12 protein-coding genes are annotated in these 18,401 nt (G+C 53.3%); 6 read left to right on the top strand and 6 right to left on the bottom strand.

The genetic code is table 11. The features are described from left to right. Positions 1 to 107: 107 nt before the first annotated feature. Together chrA and MWU55_RS10450 are read right to left on the bottom strand one after the other, a co-directional pair. On the bottom strand, positions 108 to 1,328 hold the full coding sequence (gene chrA, locus MWU55_RS10455) for a chromate efflux transporter (protein ID WP_281501854.1): 1,221 nt from the start codon (positions 1,326 to 1,328) through the stop codon (positions 108 to 110). Then, positions 1,318 to 2,304 carry a sulfotransferase gene (locus MWU55_RS10450; protein ID WP_281501853.1) on the bottom strand — a complete coding sequence of 329 codons (987 nt, stop codon included), beginning with the start codon at positions 2,302 to 2,304 and terminating at the stop codon, positions 1,318 to 1,320. Before MWU55_RS10450 ends, chrA begins: the two co-directional genes overlap by 11 nt. A gap of 267 nt (positions 2,305 to 2,571) precedes the next feature. On the opposite strand from MWU55_RS10450, the gene MWU55_RS10445 reads away from it, so the two are divergent. From MWU55_RS10445 to MWU55_RS10435, 3 genes are all read left to right on the top strand, one after another. Next, positions 2,572 to 3,411 carry a phosphate/phosphite/phosphonate ABC transporter substrate-binding protein gene (locus tag MWU55_RS10445; RefSeq protein WP_246936120.1) on the top strand — a complete coding sequence of 280 codons (840 nt, stop codon included), beginning with the start codon at positions 2,572 to 2,574 and terminating at the stop codon, positions 3,409 to 3,411. Then, a complete protein-coding gene (locus MWU55_RS10440) occupies positions 3,392 to 5,311 on the top strand; it encodes an ATP-binding protein (RefSeq protein ID WP_246936119.1) in 1,920 nt (639 codons plus the stop codon). Before MWU55_RS10445 ends, MWU55_RS10440 begins: the two co-directional genes overlap by 20 nt. A 238-nt stretch (positions 5,312 to 5,549) precedes the next feature. Then, positions 5,550 to 6,020 carry a hypothetical protein gene (locus MWU55_RS10435; protein ID WP_246936118.1) on the top strand — a complete coding sequence of 157 codons (471 nt, stop codon included), beginning with the start codon at positions 5,550 to 5,552 and terminating at the stop codon, positions 6,018 to 6,020. Here the strand turns inward: MWU55_RS10435 and MWU55_RS16615 are convergent. Further along, entirely contained in the window at positions 6,017 to 9,238 is a 3,222-nt protein-coding gene (locus MWU55_RS16615; protein WP_246936117.1) for a polysaccharide deacetylase family protein, read from the bottom strand. The genes MWU55_RS10435 and MWU55_RS16615 overlap by 4 nt on opposite strands. A gap of 406 nt (positions 9,239 to 9,644) precedes the next feature. Between MWU55_RS16615 and MWU55_RS10425 the strand changes: the two genes are divergently transcribed. Then, entirely contained in the window at positions 9,645 to 12,281 is a 2,637-nt protein-coding gene (locus tag MWU55_RS10425; RefSeq protein WP_246936116.1) for a DUF3131 domain-containing protein, read from the top strand. A gap of 45 nt (positions 12,282 to 12,326) precedes the next feature. Here the strand turns inward: MWU55_RS10425 and MWU55_RS10420 are convergent, their stop codons facing one another. The 3 genes from MWU55_RS10420 to MWU55_RS10410 all read right to left on the bottom strand — a co-directional run bounded on the left by MWU55_RS10420 (position 12,327) and on the right by MWU55_RS10410 (position 15,749). Further along, positions 12,327 to 13,580, bottom strand: a complete 1,254-nt coding sequence (locus MWU55_RS10420) for an O-antigen ligase domain-containing protein (protein ID WP_246936115.1) — start codon at positions 13,578 to 13,580, stop codon at positions 12,327 to 12,329. Between the two features lie 2 nt (positions 13,581 to 13,582). Then, a complete protein-coding gene (locus MWU55_RS10415; RefSeq protein ID WP_246936114.1) occupies positions 13,583 to 15,025 on the bottom strand; it encodes a hypothetical protein in 1,443 nt (480 codons plus the stop codon). 82 nt (positions 15,026 to 15,107) lie between these two features. Continuing rightward, positions 15,108 to 15,749 (bottom strand): response regulator transcription factor, encoded by a 642-nt coding sequence (locus tag MWU55_RS10410; RefSeq protein ID WP_246936113.1) that lies wholly within the window; start codon positions 15,747 to 15,749, stop codon positions 15,108 to 15,110. A 310-nt stretch (positions 15,750 to 16,059) separates the two neighbouring features. Between MWU55_RS10410 and MWU55_RS10405 the strand changes: the two genes are divergently transcribed. Then, a complete protein-coding gene (locus MWU55_RS10405; protein ID WP_246936112.1) occupies positions 16,060 to 17,406 on the top strand; it encodes a WecB/TagA/CpsF family glycosyltransferase in 1,347 nt (448 codons plus the stop codon). A 22-nt stretch (positions 17,407 to 17,428) separates the two neighbouring features. Then, complete coding sequence (locus tag MWU55_RS10400) at positions 17,429 to 18,316, top strand: UTP--glucose-1-phosphate uridylyltransferase (RefSeq protein ID WP_246936111.1); 888 nt, start codon at positions 17,429 to 17,431, stop codon at positions 18,314 to 18,316. Positions 18,317 to 18,401: the final 85 nt, after the last annotated feature.

Here is an 18,401-nt window from a genome sequence, read left to right as displayed (position 1 = left end):
AAACAAAAGAGTTTCCAAAAAATATCCGGTTAATGCGAGGTGACCAAAACTTGCACCGAAAACCCTGCTGATCTTTTCCTTGCCCAAAGCCCGCCCTTGCGTAGACCCTATAAAACCGACACGCCCAGTAGTGCCGCTATCAGTATCGTCCAGATCTCACCCTTCTTCAGATACATCAAAATGACACATGAAAGGATGAATACCGCCGCAGGCGCCCAGAGGTTTGAAGCTTCAGCGCCGATCCCTGCAAGCAGCGAAAGAGCCGCCGAGATTATCATCCCAAAAACCGCAGAACGAATGCCGGCCTGCGCGGCTTTGAACCGCGACAAGTGACGGAAACGCTCTAACTGGCGTGCGGCCAAGATGATCAGCGCTGCAGGGGGCATAAAAATCGCAATCGTTGCAATCACCGCGCCGGTCAGACCTGCCACCTTGTACCCAATGAAAGTCGCACTGATTAAGATAGGCCCGGGCGTCACCTGCCCCAATGCAATACTTGCTGCGAAGTCGTCGAGGGACAACCAGCCATAGGCATTTACGACAGCTTCTTGGATCATGGGTATAAAGATATATCCGCCCCCAAAAAGCAGCAGGCTCATGCCGGAAAACACCGAAAAAAGCTGGCCAAGGATAGATGTAACGCCCAGCTGCGGCAGGAACAAAAACAGCCCGATACAGGATGCCAAGAACAGGGTGACAACACGCGACCCGTTCCCAAAAGTTGGATGACCGTCTGGTTTCTCAACCACATTATCAGCATTTGAGGGCTGATGCCTTAGAATGCCGACCACTGCGGCCATCACAAAGATACAGAAGACAATCCAGATGCCACCGACGGCAAAAAGAAGGACTGCTGCAATCACTGCTAAAGCCACATCAACGGGCCCCTGAAGCGCTTTTTCACGCATCTTCAGACCCGCATTGAGAATAATGGCGGCAATAGCGGGCAGAACGCCCGCCAATGCCTTGTCTGCAACGACCATTGTTCCCCATGAAAGGTACAAAGCCGCAAAACCCACCATCAAAAAAAACGATGGCAGGATCACCGCCGCGGCGCATACTGCGCCACCGAGCGGCCCACGGATCTTGTCGCCAACATAGGCGACAACATTCACCGCGACCGGCCCTGGAAGCAGCATCGCCAAAGCCACACCGTCCATAATGTCATCATCATCCACAAGCCGGTGCTTGCCAACAATCTCGGACCGAACAACCGAGATCAGCGCCATATATCCCCCCCAAGAAATGCACCCAATTTTGAAGAAAATTAGAAACAACTGGGAGAGCGAGATTTCCCCTGTGCAGGTCCTGGAGGAATTATGCGACATGACGCTTGGTATTGCTGTTGGCAAGACGCTCTTTGATCTCTTGCATCACCAAAGCCTGAGCTTTCCGCTTCTGCAGGTCATCGGGGTTCGCATTTTCCTGAGCTTGCGCCTTAAGACGTTGGTTTTCTTCTTCAAAGTCGCTCATCAATGGATAGCCCATTTTTTTCAGAGTTTCGCCTGCAACGGCTTCGAATACGGCAATGTCACGCGGGCTCATCTCGCGCATGAATTTGTTTGTGTTCTGAGACATGACCGGTTTTTGCACATTGGACCACATTTGCCCTGCCACCGAGGTACTCGCGGCTTCGCGGGATTTGTGGAACTCTAGCATGTCAGGGTAGAATTCTATGCCCATGAAGTCACACAACCTGCGCAACTCCGCATCGGGTCGTGTGATCAGGTCAGAGTAAGAGACTGAGATGAAGCGATCAGCGGATAGCATTGCTCCAAGCTCCAGCGCCTTTTCCTGCTCCAAATGCCATTGCTTTGCGATGTGATAGGATGACTTTTCGCCTACGATCGCCTTGCGGAAGGACAATGCAGCGTCCCGGCCGTCGCGATGCAGGTGAATGAATTTGGCAGCCTCCCCACCAAATCGGTCAATCTCATCCGCAAAATGAACATTTGCTAGAGACTTGCACATCCAGTCTTTTGACATGTTGTTACGGGCCAGCAGGTTGTGAACAGCGAAATAAACCGCCACCAGCGACCTTTCCGAGCAGGTTTGCTCCAAGGCCGCGCGATCAATTGTGCCGAGCTTCCAACTGACTGGGTTCGTCTCTACCAGCAGGCAAACATCTTCAACCAGGCGCGAGAACGCATTCGGGTCCTGCAGATCGCCATAGTCAGCAAGCAAAGGCCACAGACGTTCCAAAATATGTGGTGGATGAGGGGCGACAATCTCAGGGGACTGATTCAACATAATACGCAACAAATTTGAACCAGACCTTTGTGTCCCGATTAAAAAAAATGGCATCAGCGGTTCTCCGTTTTTTGTCGCCGTTTCTGATGCTTCAGAGTTTCGGCGGTTGCTTTGATGCACAACTAAAACGCGTAAAATGTTTACGTATCGTTAACGCTGATGAAAGGCTGGTTAACTTTGAAAGCTTTTCAGAGTAGCGCTTTTGGGGATTGCAATTCGTAAGGTGAAAATATTAACCAAATTGCTCCACCCTCGTGGCGAACTCGCGAAACTGTCGACATGGACGTCGGCTCAACATCCGCGACAAACCGAGGGGCAAACATGGTTAGAAACAAACTTCGATCACTCTATGGCGGCTTGTTTTGTGCGGTCGCTGCGCTGGGGCTAACCCCCGCGCTTCTCAACGCGCAGACCTATACATTTGGGATTGTTCCACAGTTTGAGGCGCGCAAGCTTGCGCGCATTTGGGAACCAATCATCGACGAAATCGAAAAGCGCACCGGCTACGATTTTGAAATTGTGGGTTCGCCAAGAATTCCGGAGTTTGAAACCAGCTTCATGAATGGTGAATTCGATTTCGCCTATATGAATCCTTATCACGCAATCGTCGCCGCCCAGACACAGAACTATACGCCTCTTCTGCGGGATGGGGGGCGCGAATTATTCGGTATTCTGGTTGTACGTGATGATAGTAACTATCAATCGATTGAGGATCTAGAAGGGCAAACCATTGCGTTTCCGGCACCAAATGCGCTTGGCGCGTCCCTACTAATCCGCTCCGATCTGACCAATCAACGCAACATTGGTTTTTCACCCATGTATGTGTCGACGCACGGGTCGGCATACCTGAACGTCATTCTGAACCAAGCTGCTGCGGCTGGCGGGGTGATGGGAACGTTCCGTTCGCAACCGATTGAAATATCCGAACAGTTGCGCGTGCTCTACAAAACCACTCGGGTCCCTCCGCACCCCATCGTCGCCCATCCACGCGTTCCTGAGGATGTACAAAGACATGTCATGCAAGCCTTTCTTGAACTGTGGAAAACTGGCTATGGCCGCGAGCTGCTTGAACGCGTTCCAATCCGCGAGGTGATTGAAACAAGTTTGGACGACTATACAGGGCTGCAAGGAATGGGTTTGGATGAGTTCTTTGTTAAGTGACCCACTACTTGTTTCGTCTGCCAAAGCCGCGGGCACCTCGGCTTTGGCCGGCATGCGCTTCAAGTTGCGCAGCCGCTTTGTTGCCCTGCTCGCATGCATGATGTGTATTTGCGTGCTTGGGTTATCAGGCTTCTGGGAGCCGCGCCTGACACGAGAGATGACCGCCTCTCAGATTCGAAACCTGGATCAGAACGTCGAAATCCTGTCAGATGCCCTTATTCCATTTTTGCTGCAAAATCAGATTGGTGCAGTGTTTGAGACCCTTAGCAGCATGCAAAGCCGATATGGGAATTGGGAAACAGTCATTCTTAAGACGCCTGATGGCACTCGCCTCTATCCTCTGTCTGCGGCCACGCCAATGGTCAAGCCGGATGTGATCCAGACATCGCGAACGATCTCGTTTGATGGGAAAGAGCTCGCGGTACTTTCTGTCCGGGTTGATATTTCTACTGATCTTGAACAGATCCGTCGGCAAGTCCGGTATCTCACAATCCTGATCGCAGTTTTCTTTCTTGGGGCGCTTCTTGTTGTCGGTGTCTTGTTGGAACACTGGGTGGTTAAACGCGCTTCGCTGCTCGCCTCGGCTGCACGACAGCTGGCGCTCGGAAACTACCAAGCAAAGCTTCCCCCTAGTTCAAAGGATGAAATCGGCGATCTGACCAACAGTTTCTCTACGATGCGGGCCACCATTAAAGAAAACGAGCAAAGCTTAATTGCATCCCGTGATGAAGCGCAGGCAGCGGCAGAGGCAAAATCACGTTTTCTGGCCACCATGAGTCACGAAATTCGTACGCCATTGAATGGAGTAATTCCGATAGCCGAGCTGCTGCTTGAACAAGAATTGCCAAAAGAGCAAACCCAACTCATTGGAACGATACAGGAATCCGGCAAAGCGCTCAAATCTATCATTGATGACATCTTGGACATTACAAAGATGGACGAGGGGAAATTTGTACTCCACAGCGACGAGTTTTCTATCAACAGCCTCGTGCAAAACGTCGCTGGAATTTTTCAGGTATCCGCACAAAAAAAAGGGATCTCACTTGAGTTCTCGGTGCAGGAAACATGTCCTCAGACAGTCATCGGCGATGTAAACAGGCTGCGTCAGGTTCTGATAAACCTGGTCGGAAACGCCATCAAATTCACGTCAGAGGGCGGTGTTGCCATTCGCGTATCCGTGATCGCCGAAGCCAAATCGCAAAACAGCACCATTTATTTTGAAGTTGCCGATACGGGCATCGGCATTTCAAAGCAGGATCAGGTTCAAGTTTTCGAACGGTTTGTCCAAGTCGACAATCGTAGCAACCGCGAATACCAAGGCACGGGTCTTGGGCTTTCAATTTGTAATATGCTGGTCTCAGCAATGGGGGGGGAGCTGTCAGTAGATAGCAACGAGGGTGAGGGTAGCCGTTTCTATTTCTCGTTGCCATTCGACGTTGTGGATGTTGATGAGGGGGAAAAAGAAGATCTTGATCTCGACCAGAAACCTGTTTCTCGACCACATCAACAGCCGGTTAAGCCTTCCCACATTCTGGTTGTGGATGACAGCAAAACAAATCTGAAAATTGCCAAGGTCATTCTTCGTTCTCTTAAGCACCGAGCGACCACGGCTGAAAGCGGTGAAATAGCCATCAATTTGATGCAAGATCAGAGGTTTGATCTGGTACTGATGGACGTCAACATGCCGGGAATAGATGGGCTGGAAACAACTCGCCGCATTCGGAACGGTTCACAGCAAATGATCCAGACCCCGATCATCGGGTTGAGTGCGAGCGCCTTCGCCGAAGACATTGAAAGCTGCTTAGAGGCAGGCATGAATGGCTTTCTTGCTAAACCACTATCGAAAAATGAGTTGGTTGAGAAACTCTCAAATCATTTGGCTCAGGATTGCGGCGCGTGATTGCTCATGGGCCGAGGTGCTTCAGCTTATCCAGCCATTCGGAGTTCTAACCCGTGCGCTGTCCTAACTGGGCAAGAATTCGCGCGCCCGACGGACACATATAGATTCTGCAATGTGAACATATTATTGCTCGATTTCACGTCTAGAAGCGGTATCTGTACGAGCCGGTCCGTTGAAAAAACTGGAATCGTGCCTATATGCCCGCCCATCGCTCCGATGCCAGGTTAAGGAAATCAGAATGTCATTGCGAAAACCACTGAAGCCCCTTTTGTATCTAATCTTCACACTTATCGCCCCAATGGCTGTGGCAGATGTGACCTGCAAAGGTGATTGGCAGAAGGCGGCTTTGACCAACTATGAAAGCTACCCCGCCCCAGGAAGCGTTGAGTGTGTCGAGTATAATGGCTGCAAATGGTCTGGTCAGTTTTATGGCGTGAATGGTAAAAAATCAGAAAGCTGGGTTGCCAATAAAAACATCGCCGCTGTTCACCAAAAAGACTGGAAACGCCTTGGCGGCAAACATCTGCGCTTGCGCCAAGGCAACCGCGAAATCGTTGTTCAGGTGCTTGACCTTTGTGCTGACTCAGACTGCAGCGGTTGCTGCACAAACAATCTGGGCGGTGACGGTTACCTGATTGATATCGAGAAATTTACGATGGAGCGCTTTGGGTCTGGCTCAGGCACAGTTAACTTCCAAGTGTGCAGCTAAGCCTGCCCTTGTGGGTCGTTTGCCAGTTTGTCCACGTGAACAACACGTGCCTGCGCCCGCGAAAGCTCTAGCGCAGTTTTCAAATCAATCGAAGACGTACGTGTAATCTTGCGCCAACCTGTGAAGCGACCTGTGATGGCACGCGCGATAGAACGCAACGCTACTATCCAGTAAATCTGACGATAGAAGAACCTTTGGGTTAAAACCCACGGCAACAGGCGCTTGTCTTCTTTGGGTTCGAGCCCAAATGCTATTGCCGCCAGAACAAGGTCTGAAAGAAGGTAAGCGACATACGCAATTGCGGCCAGCAAAGCCGGAGTTTGAAGGGCCGCCCGAGAACCGTCGATCAGAAAGTCAAAAAGCGCGAACAGGTTGAAGATCATCACAAGGTCTGCAAGGGGCGCAAACAGCGAAAACACAGCACCGAACAAGACCAGATCAGGGATTGCCACCAATCCAACAGCACGCCGTTCCAGAAAAGCGCCTTTGTGTTTCCATGCAATTTGCAGCATTCCGAAATGCCAACGCAATCTTTGCCGCATCCACTGACGGATGGTTTCCGGTGCCTCCGTAAATGCATGGGCAGCTGGCTCGAATACAACTTTGAAGTCTTCACGGATGATTGAAACCGTCAGATCTGCATCTTCAACAAGCGTCTGGGTCGTGTAGCCACCAGCGGAAACCACCGCAGCCGTGCGCCAAGCCCCGATTGAACCCGGGACGACCATTATGCCGTTAAGGATCTCATACGCCCGACGGTCTAAGTTCTGCGCTGTAATGTATTCGATCGCTTGAAGACGGGTGAGCAGGTTGCGCCGGTTCCCAACTTTGACATTTCCCGCAACTGCACCAACGTCTTCGTCGTTGAAGTGTTTAACCAATTCTCCGATCGCCTCGGGTGCAATGATCGTATCTGCATCAATGGCCACAAAGACGGGTGTTTCTATGTGCCGAATGCCGTTGTTCAGCGCCTCTGCTTTGCCTTGATTAGCTTGGCGCACCAAGCGAACGCGCGGGTCGGACCCGAAATGATCGCGGACCACCTGCGCTGTATTATCGGTCGATCCGTCATCTATCACGATTACTTTAGCAATCGGATAAGTCGATTGAAGCACCGATGTCACAGACTTTACGATCACCGTTTCCTCGCAGTAAGCCGGAATAAGAACTGACACAGGTAGAGCTGGTTCACCGCCTTGGTGTATCCGCCGTTCCTTTATCAGCGCCAGCACCAAAACGGTCAGGGTCCGAAACACCCCTGCTGCAATCAGCACAAAAAATGCAGTTGTGACGGCTGATTTGAAGCCACGTATTAGCAAGAAAGACACGCTGCTTAACTGATCTTTGCTTTCAACCACCCTGCCCGGCTGGATCCGACTGGAATGGTCCGCGACGCTTGAAACAGGCACGATGGAAATATCAGCGTCTTTGAGTGACTGTATGATGCGTGGCAAGGCTTGGACAGTTTGCTCACGATCACCACCCGCATCGTGTAGCAAGACAACGCTGCCTTGATTTAACTTGGCGTGCGATATCACATTCTCGACGATTTCATCTGAGCCCGGGCGCATCCAATCATTCGAGTCGATCTCGATCCCAACGACGACATAGTTTTCGTCGGATAAAACGCTGAGCACCCGTGCTTCATCAGGCGTTTCAGGGTTTTCATCAAACCCATATGGCGCCCGAAACAGGTTTGTGTTTTTACCCGAAACACTTTCAATCAACTCTTGCGATGCGTGAAGTTCAAGCTTGAGGCGAAAGTCCGAAATATCGGCAATGTTGGGATGGAAAAACGTGTGAACGCCCAGCTCGTGCCCCTCATCAACAATGCGGCGCGCGATTTCAGGATGTTGCTGTACCCGAGTTCCAATGACGAAGAAAACCGCTGGTACATCATGTTCTTTAAGAATGTCCAAAATCGCGGGCGTATACTTTTTGCTGGGCCCATCGTCGAACGTTAAGATGACGGAACGATTAGGCATGTCGCCACTTTGTGTCACCGTAAAGGCTTGCGGGAAATCCAGATATTTCGCCTCGACGATCAAGCCGCTCTCTTGATCCAACTTCAAAAGACGCCTTCCCGGCAACGCGGAAATTTTTGCTGTGAGGAACGGTCCCGCGCCGACATATCTAACGTATGGTGCGGGGTTGATCCTTTGCAGCAGATCAAGTGCAATCTCAGGCTGGGGTAAACCCGGATCGAGAAGTTTCCAAATACCAGGATCTCCGCCCGAGATGGGCCAAATTGCGACCCCGCCCAACGTCTCAAGCGGAAGTTTTGACAATTGGTTATGCGCACTAAGTGCGTCCAGCAACCAGATGTGATGGCGGCGACCTTGGTCATCCAGAAACCGCATCTCGGTGTTCAGGGCATGGCGATCGATGCGCAGGGTGCCATCATACCTTTGCAGCGCCTCCAAGGCTTCGAAGTAAGTAAGGTAGCTTGGGTCGGATTTGGAGCTGATCCAGTCCATCCCAAAGCCGCCGATTGCTATGACCACTTTTTCGGTAGGCAGATTGGCCAAAAGCTTGGACACCTTCGCTTCAAACCATGCTTGCGGCGCAAGGGGCGCAGGACCGCTGAAGGGGCCGGGTTCATTAAAGGCGCGCACGATCATCTTGTCCGCCAGATCAGCCGCATTCGGCTGTTCCCAAATCGCATGATCCACGCTTGCGATAAGGCAGCTGTCTTTGCCCACTTCATCAAGACCAGTCTGCATTGCCGTCGCAAAACCCGCCCATGTTTGAGCCGCAATATTGAAGTTGCCAGAAAGGTCCACACAAAGTCCGTCGGCATTTTCAGAGACCGCAATGGTCGTCAATTCAGCGATCAGCTCGGCTTGCATGGCATCGGAAGTAAACACATCCGGCTGCGGACCGTCTGGGGCAAGCTCGATCTGGGCAACAGGAAAGAAGCTGACACGGCCTCGGTTCGCCTCCGAAAGCTCTCGTATCTTGTCCCGAATGGGCGACGGCTGGTTCGTGACCAAGCCTGTAACACCTTCAATCGAAACCCAGTCGGACAGCACAACATCGATCGCTTCGATGTGCGTGCGGGCTTCAACCACCCCCTCAAGCGACCACGACGGTACAAAAACATGCACTTTGGCTTCTTGAACTTCATATGCTCCGCCCTGCACGACAGGCCCCTGAAGGGCTTCGGTCCACGACTGTACAGGTGACGCATTCGCAGCGTCGTCTTGTGATCCGTTCACGCTTGGTGAAATGGGGTCTACTAAAATCGGCGTTTCGGTTGAAGTGAGCTCTCTGGCCCCTGACGGCAATTCAGACCCATAAAGATGGACCAGAAACGAAACAAACCAGACCACAGCAAAAATCAAGAACACGCCGGACAATAGGCTGAAAAAGACGAGCCGATGAGAAGTCGGATCGAAGAAAACCGGCTTCGCCCTTGAAGTGTCCTTATCGTCTTTTTGGCTTTTCAAATCAGCAACCTGTATCGCGCCCTGGTATGCGCTGGAGTTACACACAGTTTGGCACAACCCAAAGGCCGAAGGAACGCGTATATGGTCGCAGGGCAACGGGGTGTGACGTCTTGGTTGTTGGCCGCCAAGCGCAAAGCTGCAATGGTGAACCAAGAGATAGTTCAAAGGACTGGCAATGGATCGCAGAACATTTCTTTCTCGTGCCTTGATCGGAGGGGCTGCAGCCGTTTCTACGCCCGGGCAATTTGCGTATGCCGCTGCAACGCATCCAAGTCTTGTAGTTATCAGAAACGTGACACCGCGCAGTTCTGCGGCTTCGCTGTTTTCATTCTTAGACCCGATAACCTCGCAAGATGTGCCGGTCTGTGTGGCGGTTAAGTTTGATCAAGAGGAATGGGACCGCGCGGCTCAGAACAAAGGGCTGATGGAAATGTTGAACAAGCTGACCATCGACTATCCCAGCCTGATTGATTTGGCGATCGAGTTACCTGGGCTTGCAAGTGAGCTACCGTATCTACGCATGCGGATGGCCAGCGAAGCACGAAACCGCTTCAAGCAAGCGATGGCCGAAGTAAGTGGCAAATACGTTCCGAAAACGGTGGTTTTCGATCAGCCCGATGGTGAGGTTCCCACAATCGAAGGGCTTCGGTCCGCTGGTTTTTTGACGTCGTTTCTCATCCCGAAAAATGGCAGCGCACCAATCGTCTGGCGAAATGCTGATGGTACTCAACAAGTTAACGGGGGGTGGAGCATTCCCCGCTTACCCACCGCCGATGCGATCACAAAAACATTCAGCCAAGCAACATCGCAAAATGGGCCTTTGGTGTTTTTCGCGTCCTTTCCTGATGACACATTGCAGGGTGACGATGCCTTTTTCGATCAGGGCGCAGTTTTAGGAGACGCCTTTCGGCGCAACCTGACTTCAACCAGCAATTACTTCATTTTGCCTTCAGAACTCAGGTTCCGCTCAGGTGCTGCTTTCGCCCGCCACGTGGTTCTTTGCCTCGAAGTGGACGGGGCTGCACAAACAAGCAGTAGCCTGAAATCACAGCTGATCGCCGCAAACATACCCTTCTCTGAACTGTTGCGATCCGCGGTGTCAGACAGCGCTCCGGATGCGCAGGAAAAGAATGGCATTCATCAGTGTTCGATTGTCTCAACGCTGGATAAGGACGTTTGGAAAGACGTAAGGCAGGCAACGTTCAACACAGGTTTAGACAACACTATCACGCCTGTGCATTGCGTCGCGCTTGACGTCGCTGGGGACAAATCAGCAGCACTGCCGGACCTCGCGGGGTTTAACGTCGTTCTGGACCTATCGGAAGCAGGCCTGGGGGATGTTGGGTTTGATGCTCAGGGAACGCTTCATATCAACACAACTATGTTGCTCGACGCGTCAGCTGCCAGACAGGACCTTCGGAAAGCCATTTTACAATCCGCCCCGCCCAGTGAAGATATCACGCTGCGGATCAAGGGAAGCACCTTTGGGCAGCCCGAAGATGCGAAGGCTCTGGTCAAAACCCTTGTTGATTTCGCACAATCAGACAAGTTTCGACTTTTGGATCTTCGACAGCATTTCCAAACCACTACAGCAAAAAGCGAGGCAGCGCGGCTTCTTCGAGCCGCCCGCCGCTGGCCGATGCGCGCATCCAACGCTGAGAGGGACGCGCAAAACCGTACTCAACTTCTTGCGGACGCAAAGACGGCTTGGTCGTACATCGAACACCTTACAGATCCTAAAACCGGACTCGTGCCTGCAACAGCTTGGATCGAAGAGGACCGGATCGATACCTATCGGTTCAGCACAATGTGGGACACGGGGTCCTTGCTGCTGGCAATCATCAGCGCACATAGTATCGGCATATTGGACGATGACGCGTTTGAAGTGCGACTGAAGACCGCTTTGGCGGGGCTTTCAACCGGCAGGTTCAACGGGCTTAGATTGCCTAAGGGACTGACCTCGACGGATGGGAAAGCAAAGGGCGACGACGACTATAACGCAAGCGACACCGCAAGATTGCTGACCGCGCTTCACTTGGTCCAATCCTATACTAAGAATGACTACGGGATCGCCGAGATCGTCGCGGGTTGGGATCTGGACAAGACCATTCGTGACGGAACCCCTATGACGGTTCGCGACGGCAAGTTCGTTTCGGCCTACCGATCTAACTATGCTGGATACATTGCCCGCGGCTTTGGCCTGTGGGGCTTCCCGGTTGTGTCGCCCTACAACGCCCCCAAACCCGGATCTCGTTTCGATCAAGGGGTTCAAATATTGCATGACGTGGCCCGGTTCGGCCCAATCGGAACAGAACCCCATCTTCTTGAGGCGGTTGAGCTTGGGGCCTCGCCACTGGCGACAACGGCAGCGGAGGCATTGTTCGCTGCGCAGATCGAAGAACACCGCGCAACCGGAAAACTGGTTTGCGTCTCTGAAGGTCCAGTGAACCGCGCGCCGTGGTTCGTATACCAAGGCTATCAGATCGACGACAATGGCGGCCACTGGACCGTCGAAACTCTTGACCCTTCACCGCGCTTTAAGACCAAAGGATTTGTCCGAGCCGTCGATATGTTGAACAGCAAAGGTGCATTCCTTTGGAACGCTCATCGGCCGAACGACTATACAGATCGCCTGGTTGAGCAGGTGCGTAAAAGGGCAAAGGCACGCGAACTAGGGTTCAGTCCCGGTGTGTTTTCAGTGACTGGGAAATCGGATCAGACCTATAGCGATATCAACACGAACGGTGTTATTTTGCAGGCTATCGCCTATAAATTAAACGGCGGGATCCCGTGTGCTGAGTGGTTGCGATAAGCGCACCCCAAGGGGTTGAAAATCGACATTTTTGACATGCAATCCTTAGTCCTGAGACACCTCTCGCAAATGTATCCCAAGGATCATCAGCGCTGGCCACAAGAGGTAAACTTCGATCTCGATATTCTCACCGAAGGACAGCAGGATCAGTGTCAGCATGATGCCAAGCGGTAACCTTCCGCGAGGGTGGCGTGCAGTGTCATACATGGTGAATGCCGTATGCCACAGCATAGGCCCCAGCAGCGCAAGAAACCCCACAAGACCCTTCACAAAAAGCAGACCATACCACGTGTGATGACTGCCGATGGGCATGTATTCGACCAAATGCGGACCCGGTTGAACGCGGCCGTGGCCAAACCAAACTGCTTCGTTCAGCCAGCGCTCATAGGCAATCCGTTGAAGGGTTTCACGGACCCGCGTGCTGTCGGCGCGCGCGCCACGAAATGCGGCGACGAAGTCTTGAAAGAACTGCAACAGAGCTGTTCCAATGATGGCCATTGAAGCCGTAAGCCCTGCCACGGTCTTCCATGCCCATGCCTTGGTGATAAGTGGCATCATACGCGGCAATGTTGTGCAGGCCACAAGCCCAACCAGCCCCATGCGGGATTTTGAGGCCAGGATCATCAACACACCGGCGGCAATACCAATGCTACGCCATTTAAAATCCTTCTCCTCTAGCGCCATAAGCACAGAAACCACGCCCAGCAGCGCTGCAAACGGAGACCACGGAGCATAAAACTGCCAGCGGGGGGTCCAACTGGCAGGGTCAAACGTGAAGAAATAGACGGTGAAATACTCAGGCCCCGGCCCGCCGACGGCCTTCAGTGGCGATGTGAAGATACGTTCAGGCAGACCGATGTAAGGTGCAGCGAGCAAGATCGGGGCCAGCACCAGCGTGCAAGCCCCGACCGCGCCTTGGCCACGGATGATCACGTCGCGACGCACTGGCAACAGCGCGCCTGCAAGTGGGAAAAGCGCAAGCAATGCCCACCCTTTTGCCCAACCGATCGAGGACTTGATCAAGGTCTTCATACCAAGACCCCAGTTCAAATGCCCCAGCCAAAGCGCAATAAGCATCACAAACATCCCGGCGCTCCATGCCCAGATCAGCGGCGGAATTGATCCGGTCACCTGCATGTCATCACGCACCGCATTACCAAGATAGAGACAGAGAAGCGCTAGCCCAGCCAAGAGCCATGCCAAGACTGGACCCACGACATAAAGCGCGCCGAGCGCATAGAAGGGCCACGTGTAAGCCAGTGCGCGAAACACGAAACGCTCGACAGGGTTCATGTCCATAGTTACCTGTCCTCAGGCCGCTTCAAAAGCTTGCTCAACAGTGCCAGACGGATCCAACCAAGACCCAATCCGATGAACAGGAAGAAGGACGCCGCAATGCCAGCCACCAACGCAAGTTTGCGACTTGGCGAGGATGGCTTTTCGGGCAGCGACGGGTTCTCGAGCACCTGAACCAGTGGGTAAGACGCGTAAGGATCAGACTTGCTGGATTGATTGCGCGCGATCGCCGAGGCAAAAACCGCTTCCGCGACCGAGAAATCGCGTTGTAGGTCCTGCAAGCGCGCGGCGGGTTCGGCCAATTGGGTTAGTTGAGTGCGTTGTGATGCAAGCTGCGCCGAAAGTGTTTCGTACTTTTGCTGCACTCCCGCGCGCTCCGCGTCCAGCTGCACCAAGCGCGACAATAGATCGGCTCGTGCTCCGTCACGCGCAAAATCAAGCTTGCCAAGCTCCTGCACACCAAGACCGGTCACGAAAGCGGCACGTTGGGTGGCCGCGTTGGACACAGCATCATACGCACGTAGCGCAGATTGAACCTTGGGGTGGTTGTTTCCAAAACGCGATTTCAGCTCTGCAAGCGCTGCTGCTTGTTCGGATCGCTCGGTGCTAAGGGATACAAACTCGGGATCCGCGAAAGCCTTTAGCGTCGCGGCCGCCGTTGCAGCGTCTAGCCCAAGAGCCGCTTCGAGAGACACCACAGATTGCGTTATGTCGCTGAGGGTCGCAGACAGCGCGTTAAGCTCGACATCGAGAACGGTCGCATTCTGCAACAGCACGTCGTATTGATCCGCGCTTAGAAGGCCAGACGCCCTTTGCAGGCTTTCAATGTCTTCACGCGTTTTGGCGACCGACGTGCGATAATCTTCGATTGCCGCAAGGCCGCTGTCTTCACGGGTGCTTTGTTCGTCCGAGCGCAGCGCATCCAGCTCGACAAAAAAGGCGTCAAGCAAAGCTTCTGCCCGCGCCTGCGATTGCTCAGCGCTATAACCGGACATTTCCAGATGAATAAGGCCGGTCTGATCCACAAGGTTGATGCGTGGCTTGCCAAATGCCTGACGGGTTTCACCCACAGTTTCCGCCGCTGCGTTCAAAATGCGATCCGCTCCGATCAGGCGCTTATAAGTCTCGGTCGGGCTGATCGAGTTGCTGGCGAAGGCCGAGTTGGCATAGGACGTCGCCTGCCCAATACCGTTCAAATTCATCGAAGCCGAAGCGCCGGAGCCCGGCAAGATCAGAGAAACAGAAGACTTGAAGACCAGCGGGGAGGTTTTGAGATATCCGGTGATCGGCGCCCAGATAAGCGTCAGACCCAAAAGCGCAAACGCTGCATAACGGGGCAGACGTCCGAGATCGCTAAGCTTTCCGCCAACGAGAATGCGCTTAACATCAAAACGCCACTTGAAATTCGGCAGGCGCGCTGCCCAGTTTTTTGAAACAGATATACTCATGACATGTTCTCCATGACGTGAATATATCTGGCCTTATGATGCAATGCATGCGCGCCCACGGGTAGAGCGCCGGGGCAAAGGGTCAGCCGAACCTATCCGATAGGGTATCGGCAAACAGACCCGCTTCTCGCGCGATCAATGCAGCCTGTGTCCGGTTGGATGCGTCAATTTTCCGATACAGCGTTTTGACGTGCAGCTTGACGGTCGGTTCCTGAATGTCCAGGTCGCGCGCGATCTCTTTGTTGGACTTGCCCTCAGTCAGACCACGCAGCACCTGAAACTCTCTTGGCGAGAGTTTTTCAGCCAGCTCATTTTTAGGCTCATCAGCGGGCGCGGTCATAAATTCGAGCGGCGCATATTGCTCGCCCATCGCCATAAATCGGATTGCATTGACCATTGATTTAGCGGGAAGGGTCTTAGGCACAAAACCCGCAGCCCCCGCGTCGAGCGCTTTTTGAGCGATGTCGCGGGTCGCCTGTCCAGACATCAGGGCAACGCGTTGGCCACCCTCGAATTCCATCGCTTTTGTCAGTCCGGAAAGCCCGTTCATGCCGGGCATATTGTAGTCCAGCAAAAGCAAATCAAACGGATCTTGGCTTGAAACAATATTCAACGCCGCGTCCAAATCTGCGGCGGTCTGGGCTTCGATATCATCTTCTCCTTCCAAGAACATAACCAAGGTGTCTCGTAGAAGGTCGTGGTCATCGGCAATCAAAATACGCATCAAGTGTGTCTCCTAGATGCTTTGTAATTAGACCCAGAATACGGCGTTTATCGGGCGAGACAAGCTCTCGAAGGGTTAACGATGCTCACCATTCGGATAGGTCGGCTATCCTCGTTTTCCTATAGTCCTTCTTTCGCGCCAGAACCCCATACTGTGTTCCCTCGAACTGTCCGTCCGCTCCGTTGAGCCTGCGTCGTTGTCACGTCAGGTTGGTTTCAACACCGAAACCCGAAAGGCGACGACAATGACTTCTGCTGCTCGAATTGAAACAAGCACTGCCACCGCAGTCCACTTAACTCTCCCTCCTAAGATGACCCTCGGAGCTTCGTTGACCAAGGACCTTCCATCGCTTGAGATGAGCTTGATGAACGCGACAATCAGAACGGCGGTGGAAAAGCTGTTGTCTCCTGGTCGCCGCAGGGTTTGCTTTGTTAATGCTCATTGCGTGAACATCGCACGCCGTGATGCCCACTATAACACCGCTGTAGTCAGCGCCGATTATCGCCTGCCAGATGGGATCGGTATTGATCTGGCGGCCAAGATGGATGGCGAGGTGCTGAAAGAAAACTTAAACGGCACTGATTTCCTCCCTGCCCTGCTCGCTGGTGCTGCACTACTTGGAAAGTCCGTCTTTCTGCTTGGTGCGAAGCCCGGCACTGCCGACGCTGCAGCTGCCAGCCTTGTGCACGACATTCCCAGCCTACGCATTGCGGGTACCGCGAATGGCTATGATGATATGCGCGATCAAGAGGCCCTGATCTCGCATATCAATGACAGCGGCGCAGACATTCTGCTGGTTGCGCTTGGTGTTCCGCAACAAGACATCTGGTTGTCGCGCAATGCACGCAAGCTGGCCCCATCCTTGACCATGGGTGTTGGTGCCTTTTTTGATTTCCGTGCAGGCAACGTGACCCGCGCACCCAAAGCAGTGCGCACTGCGCGTATGGAGTGGGTCTGGAGATTGGCGATGGAGCCACGCCGCATGGCCAAACGCTATTTGCTGGGCAATCTGACCTTTCTTGTTGGAAGCCTGAAGCGGTCAAAACTGATGCCAACAAAGACCAGCTCTGCACGACGTGCATTGGACGTTGCGATTTCAGGTGGATCGCTTTTGGTCCTGTCGCCCTTGTTTCTGACCCTCGCAGCACTGATCAGGATCGACAGCAAAGGCCCGGCATTCTTTTCCCAAACACGCATTGGCAAAGACGGAAAGCCGTTTCAGGTGTTGAAGTTCCGCTCGATGCACACAGATGCCGAGGCACGTCGCGCGGCACTGCTCTCAAATTCCGAGCGTGAGGGCATTTGCTTCAAACAAAAGAACGACCCACGTGTGACTCGTGTCGGTAAGTTTCTGCGCCGCACGTCGCTGGATGAACTACCTCAGTTGATCAACGTTTTTCGTGGCGACATGGCCATCGTTGGGCCGCGTCCAGCGTTGCCCAGCGAGGTGGCGCAGTACCCCGCACGTGCGCTTGGCCGGCTGAATGTCAAACCGGGCATCACTGGAATTTGGCAGGTCTCAGGTCGTGCTGACATTGGGTTTGAGAAGATGATCGACATGGATCTTGCATATACCCAATCGCGCACAATCCTTCTCGATCTCATCCTTATCCTTCTTACATTCCGCGCGGTCGCAACGGGCCGTGGTGCTTACTAACGAGTTTAAAAGGAGACTTCCAATGACGCATATACGTAAAGCCGTTTTCCCGATCGCAGGAATGGGCACCCGCTTTCTTCCGGCAACCAAATCGGTCCCTAAGGAAATGCTTCCGTTGGTCGACAAGCCCCTGATCCAATATGCGTTGGATGAAGCGCGTGAAGCTGGGATTGAAGAGTTTATCTTTGTCACGGCAGCCGGCAAAGGCGCATTGGAAGATTACTTTGACACTGCCCGCGCGCTGGAACAGCAGTTGCGCGACAATGGCAAGACCTCGGCATTGGAAACCTTGGAACAAACCAATCTTCCGGAAGGTAGTCTGTCATTTGTGCGCCAAAAACACCCGCGCGGGCTTGGCCACGCCGTCAGCCTAGCCCGCCGCCTTGTCGGAGACGAACCATTCGCTGTGCTGTTGCCGGATGACGTGATCTCGGCCCCGAAAGGCGCGCTGAGCCAATTGGTCGACGCACATGCACAAACTGGTGGCCATATGGTGGCAACTATGCGGGTCGCCCCGGATCAAACAGGATCTTACGGCGTAATAGACCCAGAGACTTCGGTCGGGCGTGTGATCAGAGCACGCGGGATGGTCGAAAAGCCCCGCCCGGAAAAGGCTCCCTCGACCCAAGCGGTTGTTGGCCGCTACATCCTTGAGCCTTCAATCTTCGATCGGCTCGCTCAAATCAGCCCCGGTGCGGGCGGCGAATTGCAGCTTACCGATGCGATCTGCGCCGACATCGGCGCAACCCAGGTGGCTGGCTATCAGTTTGAGGGGGAACGCTTTGATTGCGGATCGGTTCAAGGCTTCGTGCAAGCCACCGCCGCATTCGCCCTTGCCCGCACAGATTTGAACCTTGAGCTAACCGAATTCCTTTCAGGCCGTATGAAACCCCGCCCCCTCGCGGCTTGAAAGGATATAGCGACCTACCCGATCGGGTAGGTCGCTATACCGAATAGAGGATTTCTAAGAAAACCAGCGTTTCCTATGGTGGCAT

This window comes from Aliiroseovarius sp. F20344, assembly GCF_023016155.1.
Lineage (GTDB): Bacteria > Pseudomonadota > Alphaproteobacteria > Rhodobacterales > Rhodobacteraceae > Aliiroseovarius.
This window is presented reverse-complemented; position numbering and strand designations above follow the sequence as displayed.